General features: G+C 68.8%; 19 protein-coding genes. 6 read left to right on the top strand and 13 right to left on the bottom strand.

Features of this window, described 5'->3' with window-relative positions; all coding sequences use genetic code 11:
- Nucleotides 1-18 precede the first annotated feature (18 nt).
- Nucleotides 19-1179 (top strand): low temperature requirement protein A, encoded by a 1161-nt coding sequence (locus ACLQ29_RS24390; RefSeq protein WP_425773792.1) that lies wholly within the window; start codon nt 19-21, stop codon nt 1177-1179.
- 12 nt (nt 1180-1191) lie between these two features.
- On the opposite strand, the gene ACLQ29_RS24385 is transcribed toward ACLQ29_RS24390, so the two are convergent.
- From ACLQ29_RS24385 to ACLQ29_RS24375, 3 genes are all read right to left on the bottom strand, one after another.
- Nucleotides 1192-2013, bottom strand: a complete 822-nt coding sequence (locus ACLQ29_RS24385) for an SDR family oxidoreductase (protein ID WP_425773791.1) — start codon at nt 2011-2013, stop codon at nt 1192-1194.
- 36 nt (nt 2014-2049) lie between these two features.
- Nucleotides 2050-2532 carry a response regulator transcription factor gene (locus ACLQ29_RS24380; protein WP_425773790.1) on the bottom strand — a complete coding sequence of 161 codons (483 nt, stop codon included), beginning with the start codon at nt 2530-2532 and terminating at the stop codon, nt 2050-2052.
- A 93-nt stretch (nt 2533-2625) separates the two neighbouring features.
- On the bottom strand, nt 2626-5493 hold the full coding sequence (locus tag ACLQ29_RS24375) for a BTAD domain-containing putative transcriptional regulator (protein WP_425773853.1): 2868 nt from the start codon (nt 5491-5493) through the stop codon (nt 2626-2628).
- A 215-nt stretch (nt 5494-5708) separates the two neighbouring features.
- On the opposite strand from ACLQ29_RS24375, the gene ACLQ29_RS24370 reads away from it, so the two are divergent.
- Nucleotides 5709-6542: an alpha/beta fold hydrolase gene (locus ACLQ29_RS24370; protein WP_425773789.1), complete on the top strand. Its 834-nt coding sequence runs from the start codon at nt 5709-5711 to the stop codon at nt 6540-6542.
- A gap of 11 nt (nt 6543-6553) precedes the next feature.
- Nucleotides 6554-7414, top strand: a complete 861-nt coding sequence (locus ACLQ29_RS24365; RefSeq protein ID WP_425773788.1) for an alpha/beta fold hydrolase — start codon at nt 6554-6556, stop codon at nt 7412-7414.
- 105 nt (nt 7415-7519) lie between these two features.
- Here the strand turns inward: ACLQ29_RS24365 and ACLQ29_RS24360 are convergent, their stop codons facing one another.
- Both ACLQ29_RS24360 and ACLQ29_RS24355 read right to left on the bottom strand, forming a co-directional pair.
- Complete coding sequence (locus ACLQ29_RS24360) at nt 7520-8386, bottom strand: alpha/beta fold hydrolase (protein ID WP_425773787.1); 867 nt, start codon at nt 8384-8386, stop codon at nt 7520-7522.
- Between the two features lie 263 nt (nt 8387-8649).
- Entirely contained in the window at nt 8650-9159 is a 510-nt protein-coding gene (locus ACLQ29_RS24355; RefSeq protein ID WP_425773786.1) for an LURP-one-related/scramblase family protein, read from the bottom strand.
- A 263-nt stretch (nt 9160-9422) separates the two neighbouring features.
- On the opposite strand from ACLQ29_RS24355, the gene ACLQ29_RS24350 reads away from it, so the two are divergent.
- The 3 genes from ACLQ29_RS24350 (at nt 9423) to ACLQ29_RS24340 (ending at nt 16008) form a co-directional block, all read left to right on the top strand.
- On the top strand, nt 9423-13331 hold the full coding sequence (locus tag ACLQ29_RS24350; protein WP_425773852.1) for a Pls/PosA family non-ribosomal peptide synthetase: 3909 nt from the start codon (nt 9423-9425) through the stop codon (nt 13329-13331).
- Nucleotides 13328-14671 (top strand): M1 family metallopeptidase, encoded by a 1344-nt coding sequence (locus ACLQ29_RS24345; RefSeq protein WP_425773785.1) that lies wholly within the window; start codon nt 13328-13330, stop codon nt 14669-14671. The genes ACLQ29_RS24350 and ACLQ29_RS24345 overlap by 4 nt, the downstream gene beginning before the upstream one ends.
- A 131-nt stretch (nt 14672-14802) precedes the next feature.
- A complete protein-coding gene (locus tag ACLQ29_RS24340) occupies nt 14803-16008 on the top strand; it encodes an esterase-like activity of phytase family protein (protein ID WP_425773784.1) in 1206 nt (401 codons plus the stop codon).
- A 140-nt stretch (nt 16009-16148) separates the two neighbouring features.
- Here the strand turns inward: ACLQ29_RS24340 and ACLQ29_RS24335 are convergent, their stop codons facing one another.
- The 8 genes from ACLQ29_RS24335 to ACLQ29_RS24300 all read right to left on the bottom strand — a co-directional run bounded on the left by ACLQ29_RS24335 (nt 16149) and on the right by ACLQ29_RS24300 (nt 25640).
- Nucleotides 16149-16355, bottom strand: coding sequence for a phosphopantetheine-binding protein (locus tag ACLQ29_RS24335; RefSeq protein ID WP_425773783.1), 207 nt, complete (start codon nt 16353-16355; stop codon nt 16149-16151).
- A gap of 175 nt (nt 16356-16530) precedes the next feature.
- Complete coding sequence (locus ACLQ29_RS24330; RefSeq protein WP_425773782.1) at nt 16531-17445, bottom strand: hypothetical protein; 915 nt, start codon at nt 17443-17445, stop codon at nt 16531-16533.
- Between the two features lie 10 nt (nt 17446-17455).
- Nucleotides 17456-19414: an ABC transporter ATP-binding protein gene (locus ACLQ29_RS24325; RefSeq protein ID WP_425773781.1), complete on the bottom strand. Its 1959-nt coding sequence runs from the start codon at nt 19412-19414 to the stop codon at nt 17456-17458.
- The gene (locus ACLQ29_RS24320; protein ID WP_425773780.1) at nt 19411-21180 is read right to left on the bottom strand and encodes an ABC transporter ATP-binding protein; all 1770 of its coding nucleotides are present in this window, start codon (nt 21178-21180) and stop codon (nt 19411-19413) included. Before ACLQ29_RS24320 ends, ACLQ29_RS24325 begins: the two co-directional genes overlap by 4 nt.
- Nucleotides 21177-22178: a methyltransferase gene (locus ACLQ29_RS24315; protein ID WP_425773779.1), complete on the bottom strand. Its 1002-nt coding sequence runs from the start codon at nt 22176-22178 to the stop codon at nt 21177-21179. Before ACLQ29_RS24315 ends, ACLQ29_RS24320 begins: the two co-directional genes overlap by 4 nt.
- Nucleotides 22179-22180: 2 nt before the next feature.
- Nucleotides 22181-23392 carry a hypothetical protein gene (locus ACLQ29_RS24310; protein ID WP_425773778.1) on the bottom strand — a complete coding sequence of 404 codons (1212 nt, stop codon included), beginning with the start codon at nt 23390-23392 and terminating at the stop codon, nt 22181-22183.
- A gap of 15 nt (nt 23393-23407) precedes the next feature.
- On the bottom strand, nt 23408-24574 hold the full coding sequence (locus ACLQ29_RS24305) for an acyl-CoA dehydrogenase family protein (protein WP_425773851.1): 1167 nt from the start codon (nt 24572-24574) through the stop codon (nt 23408-23410).
- 49 nt (nt 24575-24623) lie between these two features.
- Complete coding sequence (locus tag ACLQ29_RS24300) at nt 24624-25640, bottom strand: pyruvate kinase (protein WP_425773777.1); 1017 nt, start codon at nt 25638-25640, stop codon at nt 24624-24626.
- Nucleotides 25641-25642 lie beyond the last annotated feature (2 nt).

Raw genomic sequence — 25642 nt, 5'->3', positions numbered from 1 at the left:
CTCCTGCGTGCGGTTCGGATGACCGGCGAGGGTCAAGCGGCGACGACGTTCGAGTTGTTCTTCGACCTGGTGTACGTCTTCGCGATCACTCGGGTGACCGAGTACATGGCCGATGCGCACAGCGCGTCCGGGGTGCTGCAGGGGTTGATCCTGCTCGCGTTGTTGTGGACGACGTGGGCTGGTTACGCGTGGCTGGGCAACCAGGCTCGGGCCGACGTGGGTCTGCTCCGGGTGGGGATGTCGGTGGCGATGGTCGCGATCTTCGTCGTCGACCTGACCGTTCTGCAGGCGTGGCACGACGCGCCGGGCGCGTTGAACGCTCCGCTGGTGCTCGTCTGCGCGTACCTGGTCGTGCGCTTCGTGCACCTCGGCGTGTATTCGGTCGCCGCCGGCAAGGATGCGGGGCTGCGGCGTCAGCTCGCCATCACGTGGATTCCGGTGGTGGTCAGCGTGGCCCTGTTGTTGATCGGGATCGCGGTCGGCGGGTGGTGGCAGACCCTGCTGTTCGCTGGCGCCGTCGTGGTGGAGTGGGTCTTGCTCCTCCTCACCTCGCGGCGCGGTGACTGGCGGGTGCACAGCGCCGCGCACTGGACCGAGCGGCACGGCCTGTTCGTGATCCTGACGATCGGCGAGTCGATCCTGTCGATCGGTTTTGGCGCCCAGGGCCAGCCCGTCGGCTGGCCGCTGCTCGCGGTCGCCGTCCTGGGTGTCGGGCTCGCCATCGGCCTGTGGTGGCTCTACTTCGACCTCGTGTCCCTGGCGGCGGCACGCCGGCTGGAGCAGGCCCGAGGGCAGGCGAGAACGATCCTTGCCGTGGAGGCCTACAACTTCGGGCATTTCCCGATCGTCGCCGGCGTCGTTCTCAGCGCCCTCGGCGTCGAGGGCATGGCGGCCCACGCCGGCGACGCGGAGCCACTGGGTCTCTTCTACGCCTCGGCCCTGTTCGGCGGCCTCGCGACCTACCTGGCCGGGCAGTTGCTGTTCGTCCAGCGCATGCACATGACGCTCAGCGGCGTGCGGCTGGTCGCCGTCGGCGTGCTGCTGGCCGGCATACCGGTCGCGGCCCTGCTGCCGCCGCTGGCCGCACTCGCGCTGCTGGTGCTGATACTGACGGTGGTGATCGTCGTGGATACGGTCCGACACGCCGACCTGCGTCGGCAGCTACGGGGGCGCGGCTGACCGAACGTGGCACTAGACGACGGGGATTTCGCCGCCGTCGATTGTCAGGCTTGTTCCGGTGACCCACTGGGCCCGGTCCGATACGAGGAAGGCGACGGCCTCGGCGATGTCGCGCGGGTCTCCGGGACGACCCATGGGGATGCCCGCCGTGGTGTCGGCAAGCGCGACGTTCATGGCGTCGGCGAAGTTCTGGCGGATCGCGTCGGCGCCCGGGGTGAGCACGTTGCCGGGGATGATCGTGTTGACGCGGATTCCGGCCGGGGCGAGTTCGGTGGCGAGGGCTTTGCCGTAGGTGTTGAGGGCGGCCTTGGCGGCGCCGTAGTGGGCCAGTGGCGGCGCCGGTGTGAGCGCCGCTCCGGAGGAGATGTTGACGATCGCGGCGCCCGATCCGGCCTCGCGCAGCGCCGGCAGCAGCGCGTTGTTGACGCGTACGGCGGACAGGTAGTTGAGGTCGAGGGCGTCGAGCCATTCCTCGTCCGGGATGGAGGAGACACCACCGAGGTGGGCGCGTGCCGCCGCCGCGTTGTTGACGACGATGTCGACGCCGCCGAGTTGGTCGAGCGCTGCCGCGGCGAATGCCTGCACGCCCGCGAGTGTGCCGATGTCGCCCTGGATGAAGGTGGCGGCCTTCGGCGTCTCGTCGGAGGCGTTACGCGCCGTGGTGACGACCGTCGCGCCGCCGTCGAGCAGCCGCTGCACGATGGCCGCCCCGATGCCGCGAGAACCTCCCGTGACGACCGCGCGCTTGCCGGCGAATTCGGTGGAATCTGGTGAATTGAGTTTTTTGTACATAAGGTCCAATATAACGACTTCTGCCGTGGGTCGGGTGCTCAACGAAACCGGGCACCACGGCATCTCGGCTCCGGATGCTCAACGGCCCGCCTGCACCTCGTCAAGATTCATCCCCGGCGGGACGGCGACGGCCGACTGCGTGACTCGTCGCGCCAGTTCTCGACGCGAGGTGATGTTGAGCTTGCGGAAGATCTTGCGTAGGTGATAGTCCACAGTGCTGGGGCTGATGAACAGTTGTGCCGCCACTTCGCGGTTGGACGCGCCGTTCGACACCCGGCGTGCGATGTCGCGCTCCTGACCGGTCAGGCAGCAGCTCTGGGCGAAGTGGCTGGTCGTGTCGTGGTGGGCCAGCGCCCTGCGCAACTCGCGGCGGGAGGCCACGCCCAGTCGGTGGAACACCCCGCGCAGGTGGTGCTTGACCGTATGGGTGCTGATGACCAAATGCGTCGCGACCTCGACGTTTGTGGAGCCGGCCGCCACCAGCAGGGCGATCTGCGCCTGCCGTGGGGTCAGTACCGCGCGGGAGAGGACTTGGGCGGGCTCGGCTACGGCGCGGTGCATTCGTGCTCCTCGGGCGAGGGTTCGGGGTCTCGACGACCATCCGATCGCACCGGGGTGCACGACGAGTGCAGACTGAGTGCTCGCGCTGTGCGTCTACGACGCGCCCCTCATCAAGCTCAGCCGAGCCCGGACATACGCGACAATTGTCCGGTACGCCTCGGCCTCCTCCATGCCGGAGAATTCGATGAGTTCCCGGAAGCCGTTGTCGGCGATCAGAGCCTCGAACTGCTGGCAACCCCGTTCCGCGCGCGCCAGGTCGCCCCCATCGAACGCGGCCCGCGCGAGGATCGCCGCGACGGCACACCGGGGACCGTTCGACTCACTGACGCCCTCCGCCAATCCCCACTCCGACACCCGCACCGCCCGTTCGAGCCGGCCGAGTTTCCAGGAGGACTCCGCGATGAGCTGCGCGTAGTAGATCTTCAGGTGATCGAGGCGCTTCGCCACCGCGATGGCCAACCCCTCGTCCGCGACCTGGGTGCCAGCCTCGAACCGATCCGACCCCAGGCGCGCGCTCGCGAGTGTCAGCAGCGAGACGGCGAGCAACTCCTGACGCCCCGTCCGCCGCGCAAGATCCACCGAGCGTTCGCCGTACGCGTTGGCGGCGTCGTGGTCGCCACGCGACAACGACAGCGCGGCGAGGTTGCGCAGGACGTCGGCCTGTCCGGCGAGTTCTCCGGCGCCTTCGAAGATGGCCAGGGCTCGACGGAGATATTCGTCGGCCTGCGGCAGCGGGGCGAAGACCGCACCGACGGCGCGCAGGAGTTCGGCCTCCATCAGCGGCTCGCCGAGCACGTTCACCATGTCGAGGATCGCAAGTACGGTCGGTGTCCGGCGAGCGGGTATGGAGTTGCTGCCCGGAGCCGAGGCGGCGAGGACCATGGCAACCGCGTCGCGCCGCAGGCCATGGGCGAGGGCCAGATCGATCGCCGCCCACAGCGCGGACCGTTCCCGTGCGTACCAGGCGGCAGCCTGCGGCACGCTGTCGAACGATTCGGGCGTCACATCCGAGGGCGGCTCGTCGAGAGTCCCGACGGGTTGCCGGTGATGCCTCGCGTACGCGGCGCGGGCCGAGTGCAGGTAGTGCGTGATGAGCCGCCGCTCGTACTCTCCTCGCTCCTGATCCTCGTGGAGAAGCTCGCCCGCGTAGGCCCGCAGCAGGTCGTGCAGTACGTAGCGCCCGGACTGCGACTCGTCGAGCAGATTCGCGGTCACCAGTTCCCTCAGCAGGTCGCGCGCCCGCGCGCGGCCGACTCCGGCGATGCTGGCCACCGACTCCAGCGAGATCCCCGGACCCGGATGGACGGCGAGGGCCCGAAAGACCCGCGCCGTCGCCGGCTGGAGAGCGTGGTACGACCACGAGAACACCGACCGGACATCGTCGGACGAGTCCGCGCTGGAGAACGCGTCGAGTCGGGCGGACGGCGCCGAGACGTCGTCGACGACAGCGCTCAACGGCAGGGCCGGGTTGAGGGCCAATCGGGCCGCGACGATCGCCAGTGCGAGCGGCAGCCCGGCGCACAGCGTGATGACCTTGTCCAACGAGTCCGGGTCGGTGGTGGCGCGGCGGGTGCCGAGGCGGTTGATCAGCAACTGTCGGGACTCGGCCCCGGTCAGCCGATCGACGTGCAGGTAGCGTGCGCCCTCCCGGGTCACCAGGCTCGTCATCCGGTTGCGGCTTGTCACGATGACCAGACAGCCGCGAGAGGCGGGCAGCAGCGGGCGTACCTGGTCGGAGTCGCGGGCGTTGTCCAGGAGCATCAGGACGCGACGGCCGGACAGGCGACTGCGGTAACGTGCCGCCTGCGCGTCGACGTTCTCGAGCGGTGACGCGACCGCCGGCTCGCCCAGTGACGCGAGCAACGTGGCGAGCGCCTCCTCCGACGACATGACGCGTCCGTCGGGATCCAGACCCCGCAGGTTGAGGAACAACTGGCCATCGGGAAAATCGTCGGCGATCTGATGTGCCCAGTGCACGGCGAGGGCGGTCTTGCCGATGCCACCCATGCCGCCGAGCACGGTGATCACGATCGTCGCGTCACCGAACGCGTCGGACAGGTGGTCGTCGAGCACGGCGGCGACGTCGTTTCGTCGCACGAAGCCCGCGACCGGCGGCGGTAGCTGCGCGGGTCGGGGTTCCTCCGGCGGGCGCGGCTCGTCCTGCGGGGTCCAGCCGCTGGCGAGCAGTTCCCGATACGCCTCCCGTAACTCCGGCCCCGGGTCCACCCCCAGTTCCTCGGCGAGCCGTTGCCGCGTCCGCTCGAAGACCCGTACCCCTTCCGCCCGGTGACCGGCGGCCACGTACGCGCGCATCAGGCACGCCTGTAGCGCCTCGTCGAGCGGCGCCCCGACGGCGACGCTCAGGAGTGGGGTCAACACGGTGCCGGCCATGCCGTGGGCGATCGCCGCCTCGCTGGCCGCGATCGCCACCGCGACACGCTCCCGTTCGATGGCGACGAACTCCGGCGAACTCAACGCACCTGTCGGAAGGTCGGTGAACGCAGGGCTGCGGCCAAGCTCGAGAGCCGTCAGGTACGCCCGTACGCCGGCCACGACGTCCCCGCCGGCGAGCGCCTCGCGGGCCCGCCGGACCAGCTCGCGATACATGGCCAGATCGGAGTCCTCGGTGGCGAGGACCAGCCGGTAGCCGGTGCCGGCCGGCAGGAGGTACCCACCGGTCTCGCGGACGTCCAGATCCGGTTCGAAAATCCGCCGGATGTGCCCGACGTGCCGGTGGATCTGGTTGGCGGCGCTGGCGGGTGGGTGTTCGTCCCACACGCCGTCGATGATGGTGTCGAGGCTTACCGCGTCGCCCCCGGCAGCGAGGAGCTTGGCCAGGATGATCCGCTGACGAACCGGGCCGAGATCGACGTCCGAGCCGTCCCGCCGGCAGCCGAGGCCGCCGAAGACTTTGAACTCGCAGTGGGACTGTGGCGCGTCCGGCTGCCTGCGGTCGGGCATCGTCACGATTGACATCCTAGTGAGGAAAGGGTGGCGGCTTCGCTTTTCGGCCCAGCCTGCGGCCCGCACCGGGTCCGCCGCATCCCCCATCTCGCGTTGTCCGTCGAGTCGGTCGACACACACGGGGACTACGTGATCCGGGCGATTCGTAAAACGCTCCAGATCCGTACCTTTGGCGAGGTTCCCAGCGTGGAACGCAAGCCCAAGGAGTGCGTATGCCCCGTGTCACAGTTGGCTCAGAGGGAGCCGACCCGATCGACATCTATTACGAGGATCACGGCGCCGGTACGCCTGTGGTGCTCAGTCACGGTTACCCGCTCAGCGGGCGGGCCTGGGAGAAGCAGGTCTCCGCGCTGCTCGCGGCCGGATACCGCGTGATCACCTATGACCGACGGGGTTGGGGCAATTCCAGCCAGCCCGCCGGTGGATACGACTACGACACATTCGCCAGCGATGTGAACGTGCTGCTCACGGAACTGGACGTACGCGACGCCATCCTCGTGGGTCACTCGATGGGAACCGGCGACGTTGCCCGTTACCTGGGTCGCTATGGCACCGAGCGGGTCGCGAAGGCCGTACTGATGTCGCCGATCCCGCCGTTTCTCCTGCGTACGGACGACAATCCCGAAGGCGCGCCGCAGTCGTTGTTCGATGGGTTCGTCCAGGCCGCCGAAGCGGACCGGAACGCGTGGCTCCAGCAGTTCCTGGGGAACTTCTACAACCTCGACGTCTACGGCGGCTCGCTGGTCAGTGACGAGGCGTTCCAGGCCAGTCTGAACGTGGCCGTGGCCGGATCTCCCGTCGCCGCGGTGGCCTGTATCCCGACCTGGCTCACCGACTTCCGTGAAGACCTGTCCACGATCGACGTGCCGGTGCTCGTGATCCAGGGCGACCAGGACCGCGTCCTCCCTCTCGGGGTGACCGGCCAGCGCCTGTCCGCATTCCTCGGGGACAGCCGGTTGCTCGTCATCGAGGGCGGGCCGCACGCCATCGCCTGGACCCACGCCGATCAGGTAAATGCCGCCCTGCTCGACTTTGTGCAGAAGTGAAAGGAAACACCGTGAAACTGTTCTCCCGGCGCCGCCTCCTCTACGTCGGCGCGGCCATCGGCGCCCTCACCCTGACCGGTGCCGGAATCGGCACCGCGCAGGCCTCGCCGAGCAACGTCGTGCAATCCCACCCGTCGCGCCCCGCGGCGGCCAAGCCGACAGTCGTGCTCGTGCACGGCGCGTGGGCGGACGGGTCGAGCTGGGACAAGGTGGCGGCCAAGCTCCAGCACGACGGCTACCGGGTGGTCACGCCGCCGAATCTCCTGTCGGGCGTGAGCAAGGACGCCGAGAACCTCCGCGCGTACCTGGACACCATCACCGGACCGATCGTCCTCGTCGGGCACTCCTACGGCGGCATGGTCATCACGAACGCCGCCCTGGGCGACAAGCAGGTCAAGGCCCTGGTGTACGTCGACGCGTACGTCCCCGACACGCACGACACCGTGCTGTCGCTGACCTCGGCCGTGCCGGGCTCGGTCTTCGCGGCCGAAGCGTCCACAGTCTTCGACCAGGTCGCGATCCCCGGTGACGACCCGCACAACGTCAACCTCTACGTGAAGCCGTCGGTCTTCGGCAAGGCGTTCGCCGACAGGGGCATTCCCGCAAAGGACGTGGCGGTGCTGGCCGCCCGGCAGCGTCCGCTGGCCTTCAACGCCCTGGCCGAGGAGTCCGGCGAGCCGGCCTGGCGCACCATCCCGTCGTGGTCGGTGGTCGGCAAGCAGGACGCCGTCATCCCTGCCGCTCAGCAGATCGCCATGTCCAAGAGGGCCAAGGCGCACACCGTCGAGATCAACGCCCCCCACCTGTCCATGGTCACGGACGCGGGCGCGGTCACCAATCAGATCGAGGCCGCTGCCACGGCGACCGACTGACACCACGACCGGCCGTGGCATCCCTCACCGCGATGCCACGGCCGGCCTTTTCGCAGGCGCGCTTCTGTCTTTCCGGAGATGTGCCGCCGATGTCTTCAGGTCCCGTCAGGCGGTCGTCCGGGCCGCCTCCAGGATGACCTCGGTAACCTCATCGGGATGCGAGATCAGGCCCAGGTGGCCGGCGTCGATCCGGGTGATGTCGGCCCCCGCCCGCTTCATCATCTCCTCTTGGCGGGCCGGCGGGATGACCCGGTCCTCGGTCCCGACGACCGCCCACACCGGGATCGTCTTCCACGCCGGCTCGGTGGCCGGCTCCGCCAGGGCGTTCGTGGCCAGGGCGGTCTGGGACGCGGCGAGCACCTCCGCCTGCCGCCGAGGCAGACCGTTGGCGAAGCCGGGGATGAACACCTTCGGCAGGACGTACGCGTCGACGGCGCCTTCCGGGGCGCCGGGGAACGGCACGAGCTTGAACACGCTCGTGGGGTCGGTCAGGGCCGGCTCCAGCACCGAGCCGGAGCCGGCGGTGAGTTCCTCCACGGTCTCCCCCTTGTCCGGGGCGAACGCGTCGACGAACACGAGGGCCTTGACGTTGCTGTTGCCGGTCGCGGCGTCGCTCGCCACGAAACCGCCGTACGAGTGGGCCGCGAGCACGATGGGACCCTCGATGGTGGACAGGAAGTCCTTCAGGTAGCCGCTGTCGATCGACGGCCCCCGGCTGGGTTGCGGCGCGACCTGGACCTCGAAACCGCGGGCCTGGAGCCTGCGAACCTCCCCACTCCAGCTCGATCCGTCGGCCCAGGCGCCGTGCACCAGGACGACTGTCGGTCTGTCGCCATGCCCCGGGTCCGGGGTGGGATGCCCACCGCCGTCCGCGTACACATGTGGGGCGGCTGAGCCGAGCACCGTCACAAGCGTCGCGGCGGCGAGCGTCGCGGCGATGGTCTTCGGCCGACGTAGCGAGATACCGAGCATGTCTCTTCCCCCTCGTTGGTAAGTGGTTTCCGAACGCGGGCAGACGTGCGTGGCGCCAACGCGACCCCGCCGAAGCCGCAGGCGGTCGCGAGCACAGCCGAGCGGCGCGCGCAGCGCAGGCGGCTGGGCACCGGTGCCACGATGACCTGCTCGATCGCCCGACACTCACCGTACTGACGGTCAGTGGCGATCCCGGGCAGAAGGGGAAAATGGCTCAGGTTTCACCTTGTTGGAGGACACACCACCAAACAGGCCCGCGTCGGTCAGTCCTCGTCGTCCTTCTTCTTGTCCTTTTTCTTGTCGCGGTCCAGGGCCAGGTCGAGCGCGAGGACGCTGCCGATGATGAGCAGCGGGTCGATGCCGGCCGCGACCCGTACGGCGTAGGTGTCCCGGATCGTCAGCCACCGCTTGGAGACCGCTGCCACCTCGGTGCCGTCGCGTTCGATGACGTACTCGTGGTCGAGCAGGTCACCCTTCATCTCCAGGTCGTTGGGCCCCGGCACGTCGATGGTGAACTTGTCGCGGAACGGCGTGAGCAGCTTCTTGCGGACCTCTGCGGCCTTCTCGCCGCCGATCCGGATCTCGTACGTCGGACGCAGCGCCACCAGGTGCCGGTGCAGCGTGGCGACCTCCTGCCCGGACGCGTCCTCGATGACGACCTTGTTGCGGACGCTGAGCACCTTGCCGTCGACGTGGAAGACCTTGGCGCCGTGCTCGTCGAGCACGTCGAAGTCGTCGCCGATCGAGAAGAACCGCTCCCTGATGACAAACATGAGTCGATTCTCCCCCACCAGCGGCCGGATCGCCGAGGGCGCAGGCGTCGCGGATTCCGGCCCTGTCGGGTGCGCTCTCCGCGGTGCGAGCGGGATCGGGATTGGACGCTGCGTGAACTGTGGTGGTGGACACGAAGCCGTTGCTTCGCCGCCTATTCCGACCGGATGCCACGTAGCGTTGAGGGCTGCCCAGGGCGGGTCCGCATGCCGCACGCCTGGTAGACGCCGATCCGTGAGACGAAGATGGTGAACGCCGGGTGCCCGTGACACGTGAACCGCAGGTGGTGTCGCTACCGCCGACCGTTGCCGCACCTGCGGTCCCCGCGGTGTTCCGATCCTCCCCGGCGGCGGCCCGCCGCACGCTCGTCGACATTCTCGACGACTCCGTGCGCGCGCACGCCGACGCGGCCGCGCTCGACAGCGGCGCCACGGCACTGACGTACCGCGACCTCGCCGACGAGGTCGAGGCCGTCCGCAGGTCGCTGGCCGGGCACGGCATCGGTGTCGGCGACCGCGTGGGTGTCCGGATCTCCTCCGGTACGGCCGAGCTGTACCTGGCGATCCTCGGCGTTCTCGCGGCGGGCGCGGCCTACGTGCCGGTGGACGCGGACGATCCGGAGGAGCGCGCCGAGCTCGTCTTCGCCGAGGCGGGAGCCGCGGCGGTCCTCGGGGACGGGTTGGTGGTGTCGCCGCGTCGTACCCCCGGGGGTCGGATCGGCCGGCCCGGCCCGGACGACGACGCCTGGATCATCTTCACCTCGGGCTCGACGGGCACCCCGAAGGGGGTGGCGGTCAGCCACGGCGCGGCGGCGGCTTTCGTGGACGCCGAGGCGCGGTTGTTCCTCGCCGACGAGGCCAGCGAGGCGATCGGTCCGCAGGACCGGGTCCTGGCCGGCCTGTCGGTGGCGTTCGACGCGTCCTGCGAGGAGATGTGGCTGGCGTGGCGGCACGGCGCCTGCCTGGTGCCGGCCGCTCGGGCGCTCGTCCGCAGCGGCGTCGACCTCGGTCCGTGGCTGGCCGAGCAGCGCATCTCGGTGGTGTCGACGGTCCCGACGCTCGCCGCGCTGTGGCCCGTCGAGGCGTTGGAGGAGGTCCGGCTGCTGATCTTCGGTGGCGAGGCATGTCCGCCGGAACTGGCGCAGCGCCTGGCCGTGGAGGGCCGCGAGGTCTGGAACACCTACGGACCGACCGAGGCGACAGTGGTGGCCTGCGCCGCGCGGATGACCGGCGAGGGGCCGGTCCGCATCGGGCTGCCGCTGGCCGGCTGGGACCTCGCGGTGGTCGACCCCTCCGGCGCTCCGGTGGCGATGGGTGCGACAGGAGAGTTGGTGATCGGCGGGGTGGGCCTCGCCCGCTACCTGGACGCGGGAAAGGACGCCGAGAAGTTCGCGGCGCTGCCCGCGCTCGGCTGGCAGCGGGCGTACCGCAGCGGCGACATCGTCCGGGCGGAGCCCGCGGGACTCCTGTTCGTCGGCCGCGGTGACGAACAGGTGAAGCTCGGCGGACGCCGGATCGAGCTGGGTGAGATCGACGCCGCGCTCCAGGCGCTGCCCGACGTCGCCGGCGCCGCCGCGGCCGTGCAACGCACCGCCGCCGGCAACCAACTGCTTGTGGGGTACGTGGTCCCGCACGACGGTGTCACGTTCGACGCCGCGTCGGCGGCGCTGCGGATCCGTGAGCAACTGCCGGCCGCGCTCGTGCCGCTGCTGGCCGTGGTGGACGAGTTGCCGACTCGCACGTCCGGCAAGGTGGATCGGGCCGCGCTGCCCTGGCCGCTGGCCACCGGGCAGGACACCGCGGGCGAGCTGACCGCGACGGAGGAGTGGCTCGCCGGCGGTTGGGCCGAGATCCTGGGCGTACGCCCCACCGAGGCCGACGCGGACTTCTTCAGTCACGGCGGCGGGAGCCTGAACGCGGCGCAACTGGTGGCGTGGATCCGTCGCCGGCACCCCCGGGTCTCGGTGGCGGACATCTACCTCCACCCGAAACTGTCGCGCCTCGCGACGATGCTCGACGCGCTCGACACCACGGCGGCGGTCCGTCGTGAGGTCCGGCCGACGCCGAGGCGGGCCGGGCTGATCCAGGCCGCGCTGATGACGCCGATGCTCGCGCTTGTCGGGCTGCGCTGGCTGACCGTCCTGGCCGCACTCGGCACCGTGCTCACCCTGCTCGTGCCGACACCCTGGGCGCCTGACGTGCCGTGGTGGTGGGTGGCGCTGGGCTGGCTTCTGCTGTTCAGTCCGCTCGGCCGGATCGCCCTGGCCGCCGCGGGAGCGCGACTGCTGCTGCGCGGGGTACGCCCCGGCAGCTACCCGCGCGGTGGCGGCGTACACCTGCGGCTGTGGGCCGCCGAACGCCTCGCGGAGCTGACCGGCGCCACAGGCGTCGCCGGGGCATCCTGGATGACCGCGTACGCCCGGGCGCTCGGCGCGTCCATCGCTCCCGACGTGGACCTGCACTCCGCGCCGCCGGTCACCGGCCTGCTGAAGCTGGGTCGCGGCGCGGCGATCGAGCCGGAGGTCGATCTGTCCGGCCACTGGGTCGACGGCGATGTCGTCCATGTCGGCAGGGTCCGCGTCGGCGCGGGCGCCCGGGTCGGTTCCCGCAGCACCCTGATGCCCGGCGCCCGCGTCGGCAAGGGCGCGCGTATCGCCGCCGGCTCGACGGTGACCGGCGCCGTACCGGCGAATCAGCGCTGGGCCGGCTCGCCTGCCGCACCCGCTGCCAAGGATCCCGCCGAATGGCCCGGTCAACGGCCCCCGCGAACGCGACTGCGGTCGCGCGGCTGGCCGATCGCGTACGCGCTGACCGCCCAACTGCTGGGGCTGGTGCCGGTCGTGGCCGCCCTGCCGGCGATCGCCCTGCTGGGTTGGACGCTCGCCGTCCGGCCGACGGTCGGCGCGGTGCTGGCCTCCGTCGCGGTGGCGAGCGTCGCCTACCTGCTGGGCTACGCGCTGCTGATCCTCGGGGCTGTCCGGGCGCTCAGCATCGGCCTGCGCACCGGGTACCACCAGGTGCGGGGGCGGGTGGCGTGGCAGGTGTGGACGACCGAGCGGCTGATGGGGTTGGCGCGGGTCGGGCTGTTCCCGCTCTACGCCAGTCTCTTCACGCCTGTGTGGTTACGGCTGCTGGGGGCCAAGGTGGGGCGCGGGGTGGAGGCCTCCACAGTGCTCGCGGTGCCGGCGATGACAACTGTCGCCGACGGGGCCTTCCTGGCCGACGACACAATGGTCGCGACCTACGAGCTGAGCCACGGGTGGCTGCGCGTCGCTCCGGCCCGCATCGGGAAGCAGGCGTTCCTCGGCAACTCCGGGATGGCGGCGCCCGGGCGTTCGGTGCCCAAGCGTGGGCTTGTCGGCGTGTTGTCGTCGGCGCCGTTCAAGGCGAAGAAGGGCTCGTCGTGGCTCGGCGCGCCGCCGATGCCGCTGCGCCGGACCGTGGAGGCGGCCGACACCAGCCGCACCTTCGACCCGCCACTGCGGCTGAAGCTGGCGCGGGCCGCGATCGAGCTGTGCCGGATCGTTCCGGTGATGTGCGCCGGCGCCCTGGCGGTCGGCGTCCTGGCCGTCCTCGCGCTCGTCTGGCGGACCGGCGGGTGGTGGGCGGCCGCGCTCACCGCCGGGCCGGTGCTGCTCGGCGCGGCGATCATCGCCGCCGCCCTCGCGACGGCCGCGAAATGGCTGCTGGTCGGGCGCTTCCGGGTCACCGAGCACGCGCTGTGGACGTCCTTCGTCTGGCGCAACGAACTCGCCGACACGTTCGTCGAGGTCCTCGCCGCGCCGTGGCTGGTCCGTTTCGCGACCGGCACGCCACTGCTGGCGGCGTGGCTGCGCACGCTCGGCGCGACGATCGGCCGGGGCGTCTGGCTGGAAACCTACTGGCTGCCCGAGTACGACCTGGTGCGCCTCGGCGACGGCGCGACGGTGAACCGCGGTTGTGTGGTGCAGACCCATCTGTTCCATGATCGTGTGATGAGCATGGACGAGGTGACACTGGGCGCGGGGGCCGCGCTGGGCCCGCACGGCATCGTCCTGCCGGGCGCGAGCATCGGGGCGCGGACCACCGTCGGGCCCGGCTCGCTCGTGACCCGCGGCGACGCCGTGCCGTGCGACAGCCGGTGGTTGGGTAACCCGATCACCACCTGGCCGGCGCCAGCGGCACGGTCGGCGTGAATCCGAAGGCGGCGTCGACGTCGAGCGGCGCGACACCCGGCGCCGATCGCTCCGGCGACTCCTACCTGCCCGAGCACGGCAACGGCGGCTACCGGGTGCGGCACTACGACCTCGACCTCGACTACCGGGTCGCGACGAACCGCCTCGGTGGCCGGGCGGACCTCACCGCGGTGGCCGTGCAGTCGCTGTCGCGGTTCACCCTCGATCTCGGTCGGCTCCGCGTCCAGGACGTCCGGGTGGACGGGCGCCCGGCGAAGTACCTGCACCGCCCGGACAAACTGCAGATCAAACCCGAGCGGCCGATCGGCGTCGGAGACACCTTCCGGGTGGAGATCCGGTACGCGGGCAAGCCGGTGCCCATCTCCGGCCGCTGGGGCAACCTCGGGTGGGAGGAGCTCACCGACGGGGTGCTCGTGGCCAGCCAGCCGAACGGATCGCCGTCGTGGTTCCCGTGCGACGACCAGCCCGGCGCCAAGGCCACCTTCCGGGTGGCGGTCACGACCTCCTCCCCGTACACCGTCCTGGTGACCGGCGATCCCGTGCGACAGCGCCGTGGCGCGGGCACCACGACCTGGGTGTACGAGCGGCACGAGCCCACCTCGCCGTACCTGATGAGCGTCCAGATCGGCCGCTACGAGATGGTGGACCTGGCTGTCGGCGAGGTGGTGCAGCGCGTGGCGGTGCCGCCCGCGCTGCGCCGCACCGTCGCCCACGACTTCGGCCGGCACGGCGAGATCATGACGGCGCTGCAGCGGCTCTTCGGGCCGTACCCCTTCACGCAGTATGTCGTCGTGGTCGCCGACGACGACCTCGACGACCCGGTCGAGGCGCAGGGCATGGCGGTGTTCGGCCGCAACCACGTCGACGGGCGGCGCACGCACGAGCGGTTGGTGGTGCACGAGCTGGCCCACCAGTGGTTCGGCAACAGCCTCACCGTGGCGGACTGGCGGCACATCTGGCTCAACGAGGGCTTCGCCACGTACGCCGAGTGGCTGTGGTCCGGCGTCTGCGGCGACCTGCCGACAGACGCCCTGGCCGCCCGGTGGTACGCGTGGGTCGCGGCTCGCCCGCGCACCGTCGTCGTCGCGGACCCCGGCGTCGACGAGATGTTCGACCCGCTCGTCTACAAGCGTGGCGCGCTCACGGTGCACGCCCTTCGCCGGAGGGTCGGCGACGAGTCGTTCTTCGCGCTGCTGCGGGCGTGGGTCGCCGAGCACCAGCACGCGACAGTCACGACCGAGCAGTTCCGGCTGCACGCCCAGCGCTTCGCCCGCGAGCCCCTGGACGACCTGTTCGCCGCCTGGCTCGACAGCCCGACGCTGCCCCCGTTGCCCCGCTGACCACCGACACGCGTCGAAGGGTCACCGCACGGTCCGGGTGCGGATTCCCTGTGGCCAGGCCGAGTTCACCGCGTCTCTCTACCTTGCCATCGGATCACCATGGTCCTTCGTTCTCCACGAAATGAGGATTGATGGCAGTACGCAAGCGGGTGGGCGTGGGCGCTGCGGTGGCCGCGCTGATCCTGACGCTGCCGGGGGCCGCCTCCGCGGCCGAGCAGAGCACGCGACACCGAGCCGAGTTGATCAAGTTCGCCATGCTGCCGGCGGCGACATTCGTCCCCGGTAGCGAACCGTCCGGCGCGGCACTCGGCACTGCCCCGATCAACGGGATCACCCCGCCGTTCGCCGACCAACCGGTCCAGGGGTTCAGCGGCGTCCTTCGTAACACCGACGGCACCTTCGACGTGTTGTCCGACAACGGCTTCGGCAACAAGGCGAACAGCGCGGACTTCCTGCTGCGGGTCCAGCGGGTCGCGCCCGGCTTCGCCGGCGGCGCCGTCGACGTGGTCGGCGGCATCAACCTGACCGACCCGTACGGCAAGGTTCCGTTCGCTCTCACCCGCGCCGACCGCGTGCTCACCGGCGCCGATTTCGACGTCGAGTCGATCACTCGGACCGCCGACGGCACGTACTGGATCGGCGACGAGTTCGGCCCGTACCTGCTGCACTTCGACCGCGCGGGCCGCCTGCTGCAGGCGCCCGTGCCACTGCCCGGCGTGTTCGCTCCGGAGAACCCGACCCGCGGTACGACCCCGGCCACCATCTCCAGCAGCAAGGGCTTCGAGGGCATGGCCCAGTCACCGGACGGCGGCACGCTCTATCCGTTGCTCGAGGGCACGGTCGCGGGCGACCCGACGGGCACCGTCCGGCTCAACGAGTTCGACGTCCGGACCAACGCCTACACCGGTCGGTACTGGACCTACGCGCTCGACGCCGCCGAGCACGCGATCGGTGACGCGATCATGGTCGACCGCGACCGCTTCCTGATCATCGAACGGGACAACGGCCAGGGCGAGACGGCGAAGGTGAAGAGGATCTACCTGGCCGACAAGCGCGACCGGAACCGGGACGGACGCCTGGACAAGACGCTTGTCGCCGACCTGATGAACATCGCCAACCCGCGGCACGTCGGCGGCTTCGGCAGCACCTTCACGTTCCCGTTCCAGACCATCGAGGACGTGGTGATCCTCGACGACCGTACGATCGCCGTCCTCAACGACAACAACTTCCCGTCGTCCTCGGGCCGCACCGCCGGCCAGGCGGACAACAACGAGTTCATCGTGCTCAAGCTGGACCGCGACCTGGATGCCGACAAGCGCGTCCTGCGTCGCTACTGAGCCTTCTCCACGGCAGGCCTGGGACAGCTCGTCGAGCGGCTGTCCCAGGCCCCGCGCTGCGCGATCGCGCACACCACCGCGTCCTCGGCGGGGACGTCGACCGCGAAGCGGTAGTGGTAGCGCCGGGCGTAGAGTTTTGATCAGGACTTACCGTTGCCGACCCCCATCTGCTCGAATACCGACCAGAGCCGGCCAGCCGTCGCGAAAGTCTCCACGTTCAGCAGATCGTCCGGCAGACTCACCTCGTACTCCTCCTCCAGGGCCAGGAGCAGACTGACGGTGCCCAAGGAATCGAGGCCGTGCGCCGGGAGGCTCAAATCCGGCGTGATGACGGTCTCGGCGCTCATCTCGGGAAGATTCGCCCGTAGCAGGTCTTCGAAACCGTCCGGCCAACCCGCGGCCACCGTCGCCGCCTCAGTCGTTCCACCTTCAACCACAGCTACCCGACCCCCTCATCCTTCACTTCGTCAAGGCACGTTGTCTGACTGTCCACATCGCCCGGGACGGGCTCTCGACGGCTGTTCAGGTAGCTCTGCCGAGCGGCCCATCGATGTCCAACCCGTGGAGCGCGGCCCGCACCTCCCGCAGACCCCAGGCGTCAAGCCTGTTTCCTGCCAGTCGCAGGACCCGCACGCCGCCAAGAGCCGATGGCTGGATCTCAGGTGTGTCCGGCCCGAGGCCGAGCAGCGGACCGGCTCTGAAATTCCAACGCTCGGGTAGTTCGGCAACCCGGATGAGGTCGCGCAGCTCCCACAACGCGACCGAGAGGCTGAGGTCGTCGTGGGCGAGTATCGACGGTCGTTTGAGTGCGCCGAGCATTCGACGGTGCAACTCCATCCACCGATTCGCCAGCAGTCGCAGCGCGGCGCCCGCACCGTAGATCACGCCACTGTCCCAGCGTCTGAGCTCACCCAGGACCGAGACGGGCAGGGAGAGCGCGTATGTCTCGTTGAGAAGAGCATTGGCGGTCTCCTCGTCGATCTCCGGATCGTCGAAGTATCGGTGTCTACTCCCCCACACCGTTGGCTCGGCCCGGTACGGGAGAACGAAGACGTCGGCGTGGTCACCCAGCAGGTGACGAAGGTCAAGTTGGATGTCACCGACGTCGCCGAGCGCCAGACTGTCCGGGTCCAGATAGAGATAGGAGTCATGTCTGGTGCGGAGAAGCGACTTGATCTTCAGCAGTTGGGCGGACAGCCTGTCTCGCTCTGTCGGCGACGGTGCCCACAGGTTCTCTGTGCCGGTGATGACCCGCTCCAGATCGACCGCCAGAGTGGGCGCGAGGCGGTGCAACTGCGGGCTCGCCTCGTCGACATACACGGTGACCGGGACGTCTGCGTTGTGCCGTCGTATCGATGCGACGGCGGCGGCGACGAACGGAACGATTGTCGGGCCGCTTACCAGCCCCACGCCGAATGACGCACCGCTCGGCCTCATGCCTGGCACCCTATTTCCCCCCGGTAGCAGGGACGGCGAACTGCGCGTGGTACATCCGCGCGTAAGCGCCCCCGGCGGCCACAAGATCCTCGTGCGTACCCTTGTCGACGAGCCGGCCGTGGTCCATCACCAGGATGAGGTCGGCCTCCCGCACGGTCGACAGCCGGTGCGCCACCACGAAATTGGTGCGGCCCTGCCTCAGCCGGGCGGTGGCCTGCTGGATCAGAATCTCCGTCCTGGTGTCCACCGAGCTCGTCGCCTCATCGAGCACGAGGATGGCCGGGTCCGCGAGGAACGCGCGGGCGATCGTGATGAGCTGACGTTCACCGGCGCTCACCCCGGTGCCGTCGTCGTCCACCACCGTCTCGTAACCGTCCGAGAGGGTACGGATGACGTGGTCCACCTGGGCCGCCGTCGCGGCGGCCTGGATGGCCTCGTCATCCGAGCCATCCCCGCCGTATGCGATGTTGTCCCGGACAGTCCCGTGGAACAGCCAGCTCTCCTGCTGCACCATGCCGATGTTGGCCCGGAGGATCTCCTTGTCGAGATCACGGATATCGACACCGTCGATGAGGATCCGACCGCCCGTCAGCTCGTAGAACCGCATCAGCAGGTTGACCAGGGTCGTCTTTCCCGCGCCCGTCGGACCGACGATGGCGATCAACTGGCCGGGCTCGGCGGTCATCGAGAGATCCTCGATCAACGGCTGATCGACCCGATAGCGGAAGCTGACCGACTCGAAGCGAACATGACCCCTGATCGCGACGGGCAGACGACCCGCAGTAGGCGCACCTCCGGACAAGTCCTCCTCGCGTTCGTCGAGGTATCCGAAGACACGCTCGGCGGACGCCACCCCGGACTGCACGAGGTTGGACAGGTTCGCGAGGGCCATCAACGGCTGGGTGAACTGGCGAGAATACTGGACGAACGCCTGGACAGAGCCGATGGACAGGACGCCAGAGGCCACCTGCAATCCGCCGATCACGGCGACGAGCACATAGCTGAGATTTCCGAGCAGGGTTGTGGCCGGCCCGATCATTCCGCTGACGAACTGAGCGCGAGCCCCGGATTGGTACAGCTCCTCGTTCCGTTTCCGAAACTCGGCCTCCATCTCGGCCTCACGGCCGAAGGCCTTGACGACCATGTGCCCGGAGTATGCCTCCTCGATCGATGAGCTGAGTTCGCCAGTCAGGTTCCACTGCTTGGAGAAGTGCGCCTGGGACCGTTTGCCGAGCGCCCTTGTCACGAGGATGGAGGCGGGCACGGCTATCAGGGCGATCACCGAGAGCAGGGGTGAGATCCAGAACATCACCGCCAGTACGCCGACGAGCAGTAGCGACGAGTTCGTGATCTGACTGATCGTCTGCTGCATGCTGGTCGCCACGTTGTCGATGTCGTTCGTCGTGCGACTCAGCACCTCGCCGCGCGGCTGCCGGTCGAAGTACGACAGCGGAAGGCGAGACAGCTTCTCCTCGGCCTGCCGGCGCAGGTTCTGCGCCGTCCGTTGCACGAGCGCGGTGGTCAGCCTGCCTTGCAGCGCCCAGAACAATCCGGACAACACGTACACGCAGAGGGCAGCAAGGAGGGTCAGGCCGAGCGCTGTGAAGTCGATGCCGCGGCCAGGGCGGAAATCGACCGAGTTCAGCAGCGGGACGATCTCCTGCTGGCCGGAGTCGCGAAGCTGCTCGATAACCTCAGCCTTGGTCATGCCCGCCGGGAACCGGCGCCCGACGATGCCCGAAAAGATCAAGTCGGTGGCGTGACCGAGGATCAGGGGACCGGCCACGTTCAGCAGAATGCTGAGTGCGCCCACAACCGCCACCGCGGCGAGCCGTCGACGAGGACGGATCAGCCCGAGCAGCCGTCGCGCCGTGCGCTGGAACCCGGCCGGCTCGGCGGCATCGTTGCCGCCTCCTGTCAGGCGTCGGCTCGCCGGACGCGGCACCCTGACCGTCGGTTTACGGCTCATGCCACGCGCTCCCCCGTCTGCGAGAAGACGATCTCACGGTAGACCGGACTATTGTTCAACAATTCGTCGTTGGTGCCGGCGCCTACCACGCGTCCCTGGTCGAGAACGACGATGCGGTCCGCCCGCGCCACGGTGCTCACCCGCTGCGCCACGACGAGGATCGTGGCATCGACCAGATGGGTCGTCAGAGCCTGCCGGAGCGCCGCATCCGTCGCGTAGTCCAGAGCCGAGAAGCAGTCATCGAACAGGTAGATCTGTGGTCGCGGCACCAGGGCGCGCGCGATGGACAGCCGTTGACGCTGCCCGCCCGACAGGTTTCCGCCGACCTGCGAAACCTCGGCGTCGAGCTGGCCGTTCATCTCCTTCACGAACTCCCGTGCCTGGGCGATCTCCAGCGCCTGCCAAAGCTCCTCGTCGGTCGCTTCGGGCTTACCGGTACGCAGGTTGGAGGCGATCGTTCCCCGAAACAGGTGAGCCTTCTGCGGTACCAGGCCCACGGCCCGGGACAGTGTCGCCGGATCCAGGTCTCGCACGTCGACCCCACCAACGCGCACCTGTCCGCTGGTGGGGTCGAAGAGCCGGCAGACCAGACCGATCAACGTCGACTTACCGGATCCCGTGGACCCCACGAGTGCGGTGGTGGAGCCAGGATCGGCCGACAGGTCCACCCCGTGCAGAACGTCCTGATCGGCGTTCGGAAAGGCGAACCGCACGTCGCGAAGTTCCACACAGCCACGGCGGGGCAACGACCGCACCCCGTCAGCCGGCGGCACGACACTCGGTTCGGTCCGCAGCACCTCTTCGATCCGCGTCGCGGACGCCTCGGCGCGGGACAGCCCCATGATGACGAACGCGGCGGTCAACACCGCACCCTGCACCAGGACCAGGTAGGTGAGGAACGCGGTGATGGCGCCGATCCGCGTGGCGCCGGCCTCGATGCGGATCGCGCCGATCCAGACCACCGCGACACTGCACACACAGACCAGGTTGACCACGACCGGCAGGAGCAGGGTGCTGACCCGGCCGAGCCGGATCGACACATCGGCGAGCTCGCGGTTGACGCGGGCGAAACGGTCCTGCTCGAACCGGTCCTTGGCCAAGGCACGGATCACCTGGATGCCGGCGATCTGCTCCCGGAGCACCCGGTTGATGGTGTCAATCTGTGCCTGCACCCGATACGACATCGGCCGCATTCGCCGGATCAGAGCGGCCACCACGATCCCGAGCAGGACCACCAGGACGATGAGGAGAGGTGAGAATGCCACGTCCTGCGCGATGGCCATGACGATCCCGCCGACCGCCATGACCGGAGCGACCACCAGGATTGTCAGCGCGGACATAAACAGCATCTGCACCTGCTGAACGTCATTCGTCGTGCGGGTGACGAGCGACGGGACACCGATCTGCTGGATCTCACGCGCCGAGAAGCGTTGCACCTGGCCGAACCCGGCCGCACGGAGATCCCGGCCGACCGCCAGCGCGGTTCGCGCGCTCAGCCGTACGGCGAAGGCGGTCGCGGTGACTTCGGCAAGCGTCACCACCCCCATCACCACACCGGTATGCAGAATCCTGGAGGTGTCACCTTCGACAACGCCGTTGTCGATGATGTCGGCATTCAGTGTTGGCAGGTAGAGCAGTGCGATCGTCTGGATGGACTGCAGCACCACGATCAGAGCGACCGTTGCCCGGTAGGGCCTCGCGTAGGCGGCGAGCAGCCGCCACAGCGCCCGATCGTTGGACTGTGTGGCCGATGCCGCGTACCTCACCGGGCTCCTTCCACCAATACCTCGTTTCTGCTGAGAGGCGCGTGTCGCACCGTCTTCGCCCCAGCTCGGGCGAAGAGCTCGTGGTACTCCTCCAGCGAACGCAACCGACCCCCCGAGAAGACCATAAGTTGGAGGTCCTTCAGCAGTGCGTCCATCTGCGCCGAGTCGGGGTCGATCACCTCGTCGGCCACGAGCACCCGATCGGTCTGGGCGAAACAGCGGCCCAACAGTCGGACGGACTCGTCGTCACTCCAGCTGTGCACCACAGCGGATAGTAGATAGACGTCCCCGCCTCTCGGCAGGTCCACCCGGAAGTCCCCGCCGACCACCTCGCTCCGGTCCGCGACGCCCGACTCGCTGAAGACGGCGGCGGCGTCGGCCACGGCGTAGGGAAGATCGAAGAGCACCCCGCGCAGGTGCGGGTGGCGCCGGAGAATCGCCGCCAGGATGCCGCCGCGACCGCCACCAACGTCGACAACCGTCTGGACCGAGGAGAAGTCGAAGGCATCCGCGATGGCGTATCCGCGCTGCCGCGCCTCGTCGGTGACTCGATTCATCATGGTGTCGCCCGCGCCGGGCGTACGGTCGAAGTAGTCGAACGAGCTGATCCCATGCTCCATCTCGAACGCGGACCTACCTGCGACCACGGTGTCCAGCAGCCGCCGCCACGGGCCCCAGTGCCAGGATTCGCCCACCGAGCGGACCCGCGGCCACATCGAATCCTCGGCGTCGCGGCAGAGTAGGCGGCCCCGATCGGTAAGCGTCAGATGTCCGTCCGCCTGCTCGGCGACGAGCCCCATCCCCTGGGCGACTCGTAGGAGTCGTTGCAGCGCGGCGGGATCGGCGCTGGTCTTCTCCGCGATCGACTGCGCGGAAGCTGGCCCACGAGTGAGGAGATCCGCCACGCCGAGTTCCGCGAAGACAAACAGCGCCTGGCTGAGCCGGTACCCCAGGGCGATCGACCTGAGATAGGTGCGGTCAATGGCCGGTGAACTCATGGCTACTCCCTTGATGTGTGCCGTGGGGGCAGGACGAGCCGGTCGCGGACGTGCTCCGGCCAAGCGGCCGGATCCGCACCGTGCTGGCAGAAGAGCGCGAACGTGAACCGCTCAAGTCCGAAACCAACACAGGCCGTGTGCGCCTTCTGCCCGCTCGGCAGTCGGATGTCGTAGGCCTCGCCGAACATCGTGCCGTGCAGGTTGAAGGACGCCGCCGACATGGTGCGGCCATCTTCGGCCGGTAGCCGCAGCTCGTACTTCAACCGTCTCAGTCGTTGCGCCAAGCCGCGTCGAGCCACCTCGCGGTCGCCGAAGAACGGGTCGTCGGCGGACTCGACCAGACCCGCGAGGCCAAGGTCGGCGACCAACTCGCCAGCCTCATGAAGGAACCGTTCTCGTCGCTGCGTCACGGCATGCTCGTCACCGAGAAAGACGATCTCCCGGATGGTGAAGTCCCACAGCCGCTCAAGCGATCGTTGGTAGCGGGACTCAAACCGGAACGACTGTCCGCGCGAGGTGATGACGGAGTCGTCGTCGGCGAGTGTGGTGCCGCTCAGCTGGTGGTAGGTGTGGAAACACATCGTCGGCGGCAGGCAGTAACCGGAGTGCTCGCCGTGTCGCGTGAGCAGTCTGTCCGCGTCGGCGCCCTCGTCGATCTCGTCCAGGAACCGCCGGTAGTTCTCCAGATCAGACGTGAGCCGACCCGCGTACATGATCAGTTGAGGAAACGACCTCAGATAATTGCCCAGGCGCAGCGCCGACGTCTTGATCAGGGTCGGATAGCGGTACTCCACCGCTTGAAAGTGGTCGGTGGCGATGCTGCTCAACTGTCGGTCCAGCGCCTCCAGGACGTCTGTGAACGCAGCCGCGGTGGCGATTGCCCCTTCACCCATTTCGTACACGACGCCCCGCTTCACCAACTCGGCGAAGATGTCGGTGGCTGCGACCACGGGGTGCGGCGACCGCCAAACCACGTCGGACGCAAGGAGCCGCTGCGGCAGCACCTCGGCCCGGCTGATCTCCTCGATCTTCCGGGCCAGAATCTGCGGGTCCGTCTCACCTCCGGTGGTGAGCTCGACTCCGGTGACCCGGTCACCCTCCCAGAGGAGGATGAAGTTGGTGATGTCCGGAGCGACATAGAACACCCGTTTGGATAGGTGGTCGCTGTGCGAGGCGGGCACCGGTCTGGCGAGCTTGACCACGTATGTAGGCATGTCTGTCGTCCGCTCTCAGATCAGCGAGACGCCGCGGTCCATCATGGTCAGCGCCCCGATGCCGACCAGGAGACCGTCGTTGGCGTGGTTGAGGGCAGCCGAACGCAGGTCACGGAAGTGCCGCTCCAGCGGAATCTCCGAGTCCTTCAGGTATCCGGTCCGAAGGCCGGCCAGCTGGAGCATGTCGTCGATCGCGCGAAAGGTGAGGTCCGACGCCACTACCTTCAGTGTGTTCAGTTGCAGGCGATGACGAGGACTGCTGAGCGGCTGCTGGGACATCCTGGCACGCTCGACCTCATCGCGTGCCCGTCCCAGGTAGGAACTGACCAGTTCGAGCGCCACCCGGACCCGCCCGATCCGCTCGTAGAAGAGATCCGAGTGGGCGGATCCGCCATGGCGCGAGTCACGGGACTTCCCTGACCATCGGATCAGCTCACGGAGGGCGCCCCGAGCCGTGCCCAGCCAGCACGCCGACCAACCGAGATGCGACATCGGCACCATGCTCTCCCTGGCGATCTCGGGGAAACGGGCCGGCCCGCCGATCACGTTGTGGGATGGCACCGCTCCCTTCAACAGCATCCCCACACTCTCCGTGGCCCGTACTCCCAGGGAGTTCCATTGGCTCGTCGGTTCCACGTGCAGATCGGCGCGATCGGCATAGACCAGCGACACCTCGGACTCCGGTGCGTCGGCCGAGGCCCGCATGGTGATGAGGAATCCATCCGCCCACCGTCCACCGGTGACCACCGGCGCCGCCCGCTCGACAACAACACGCTCGCCGTCCACGTGCAGCGGCGTGACAGCAGTGAGAAGGTCGGCCTTACGGCCGCCCTCGCTGGTCACCGACGCGATGTACACCTCGCCGGCGGCGATCCTGGGAAGCAACGTGGCCTTCAGATCGGCTGAGCCGTACCGAATGACGGCGTCCACCTGGAAGCAGTGCATCGCCCAGATCTGTCCCGTCGACAGGCAGTGCGCGGAGAGTTCGGACGCCACTTCGAGGAACGTCGACAGGTCTTCGCCCAGGCCGCCGTACTCGGTCGGCACCAGCATCCCGAGCAGACCGTGCGTACGCATCGCGGCCAGCGCCTCGACCGGGAAGGTGGCGTTCTCGTCGTGACCCGCCGCATGATCGCGGACCACCGACACGACCGGCTGGGCAAGAATCGATCCCCGTGACATCAGTACTCCTCGTCTGAAGAAACCTTGGGAGTTGGTGACGACGCCCCATCTACCGGTGGACCGGTGGCCAGTCCCTCTCCGCACGTTCGATAAGTCGGCGCAGCACATCCACCACATGGACAGGGTGTCGGCCGTACCCCGTCTCTCCGGTCAGTAAGAGGCCACCAGCGCCTGATCGCACCGCCATCGCGACGTCTGCTACCTCCGCGGGTGTTGGCCGGACGTGCACACGCATCGAGTGCAGCACGTGGGTCGCGACCATGCTCTGCTTGCCTCGACGGATACAGGCATCAAGCACAGCTTCCTGCGCCGCTGGTACGTCCTCGAACGGAATCTCCAGGCTCAGGTCACCCCGCGCGACCATCAGTCCGTCGAACGCGTCCGCGAGTGCGGGCAGGTGGCGCATCGCCGCTGGGCTCTCCACCTTGCCGATGATGGCCACATCAGGTGCCAGCGCGCGGACCGCGTGACAGTCCTCGGCCTGTTCCGCGAACGAGAGCGCGACCGCCTCGACACCCAGGTCACGGGCGAACATCAGATCATCGACATCGCGATCGGTCAGCCCGGGTGGATAGACGGTCCCTCCGGGCAGGGTCACCCCGCGACCGTCGGTGACGGACCCACCATTGACCACGACACATCTCAGCTCATCGTGGCGCACCTCCTGCACGGAAAGCACGATAGCGCCGTCGTCGATGAACACCGCGGCGCCAGTTTGCGTCAGCTCGGCGTCCCAGCGGTAGGTGGTCCAGGTGCGATGGGTGTCCAGCGATCCGGGCTCGGCAGTGAGGTGGACCTCTTCACCAATTGCCCACTCGGCGCCACCGTCGGGAAATCGGCCCAACCTGTTCTTCCTACCCTGCAGGTCGGCCAGCAGTGTCACCTGACGGGCGCGCTCAGAGGCGATCTCGCGAACCCGTCGGGCGGTCGCGCGGTGCCGTTCCCGTGTCCCGTTGCTCATGCTGAGCCGCACGGTGTCAAGTCCGGCAGCGACGAGCCCGTCGATGCACGCACGGGTCTCGCTGATCGGCCCCAGCGTCCCGATGATCCCGGTCCTGCGTGACACCG

The organism is Micromonospora sp. DT228 (genome assembly GCF_049841595.1).
In the GTDB taxonomy this organism is placed as follows: Bacteria; Actinomycetota; Actinomycetes; order Mycobacteriales; family Micromonosporaceae; genus Micromonospora.
Note: the sequence above shows the minus strand (reverse complement) of the source record. Positions and strands in the feature narration are given on the sequence as shown.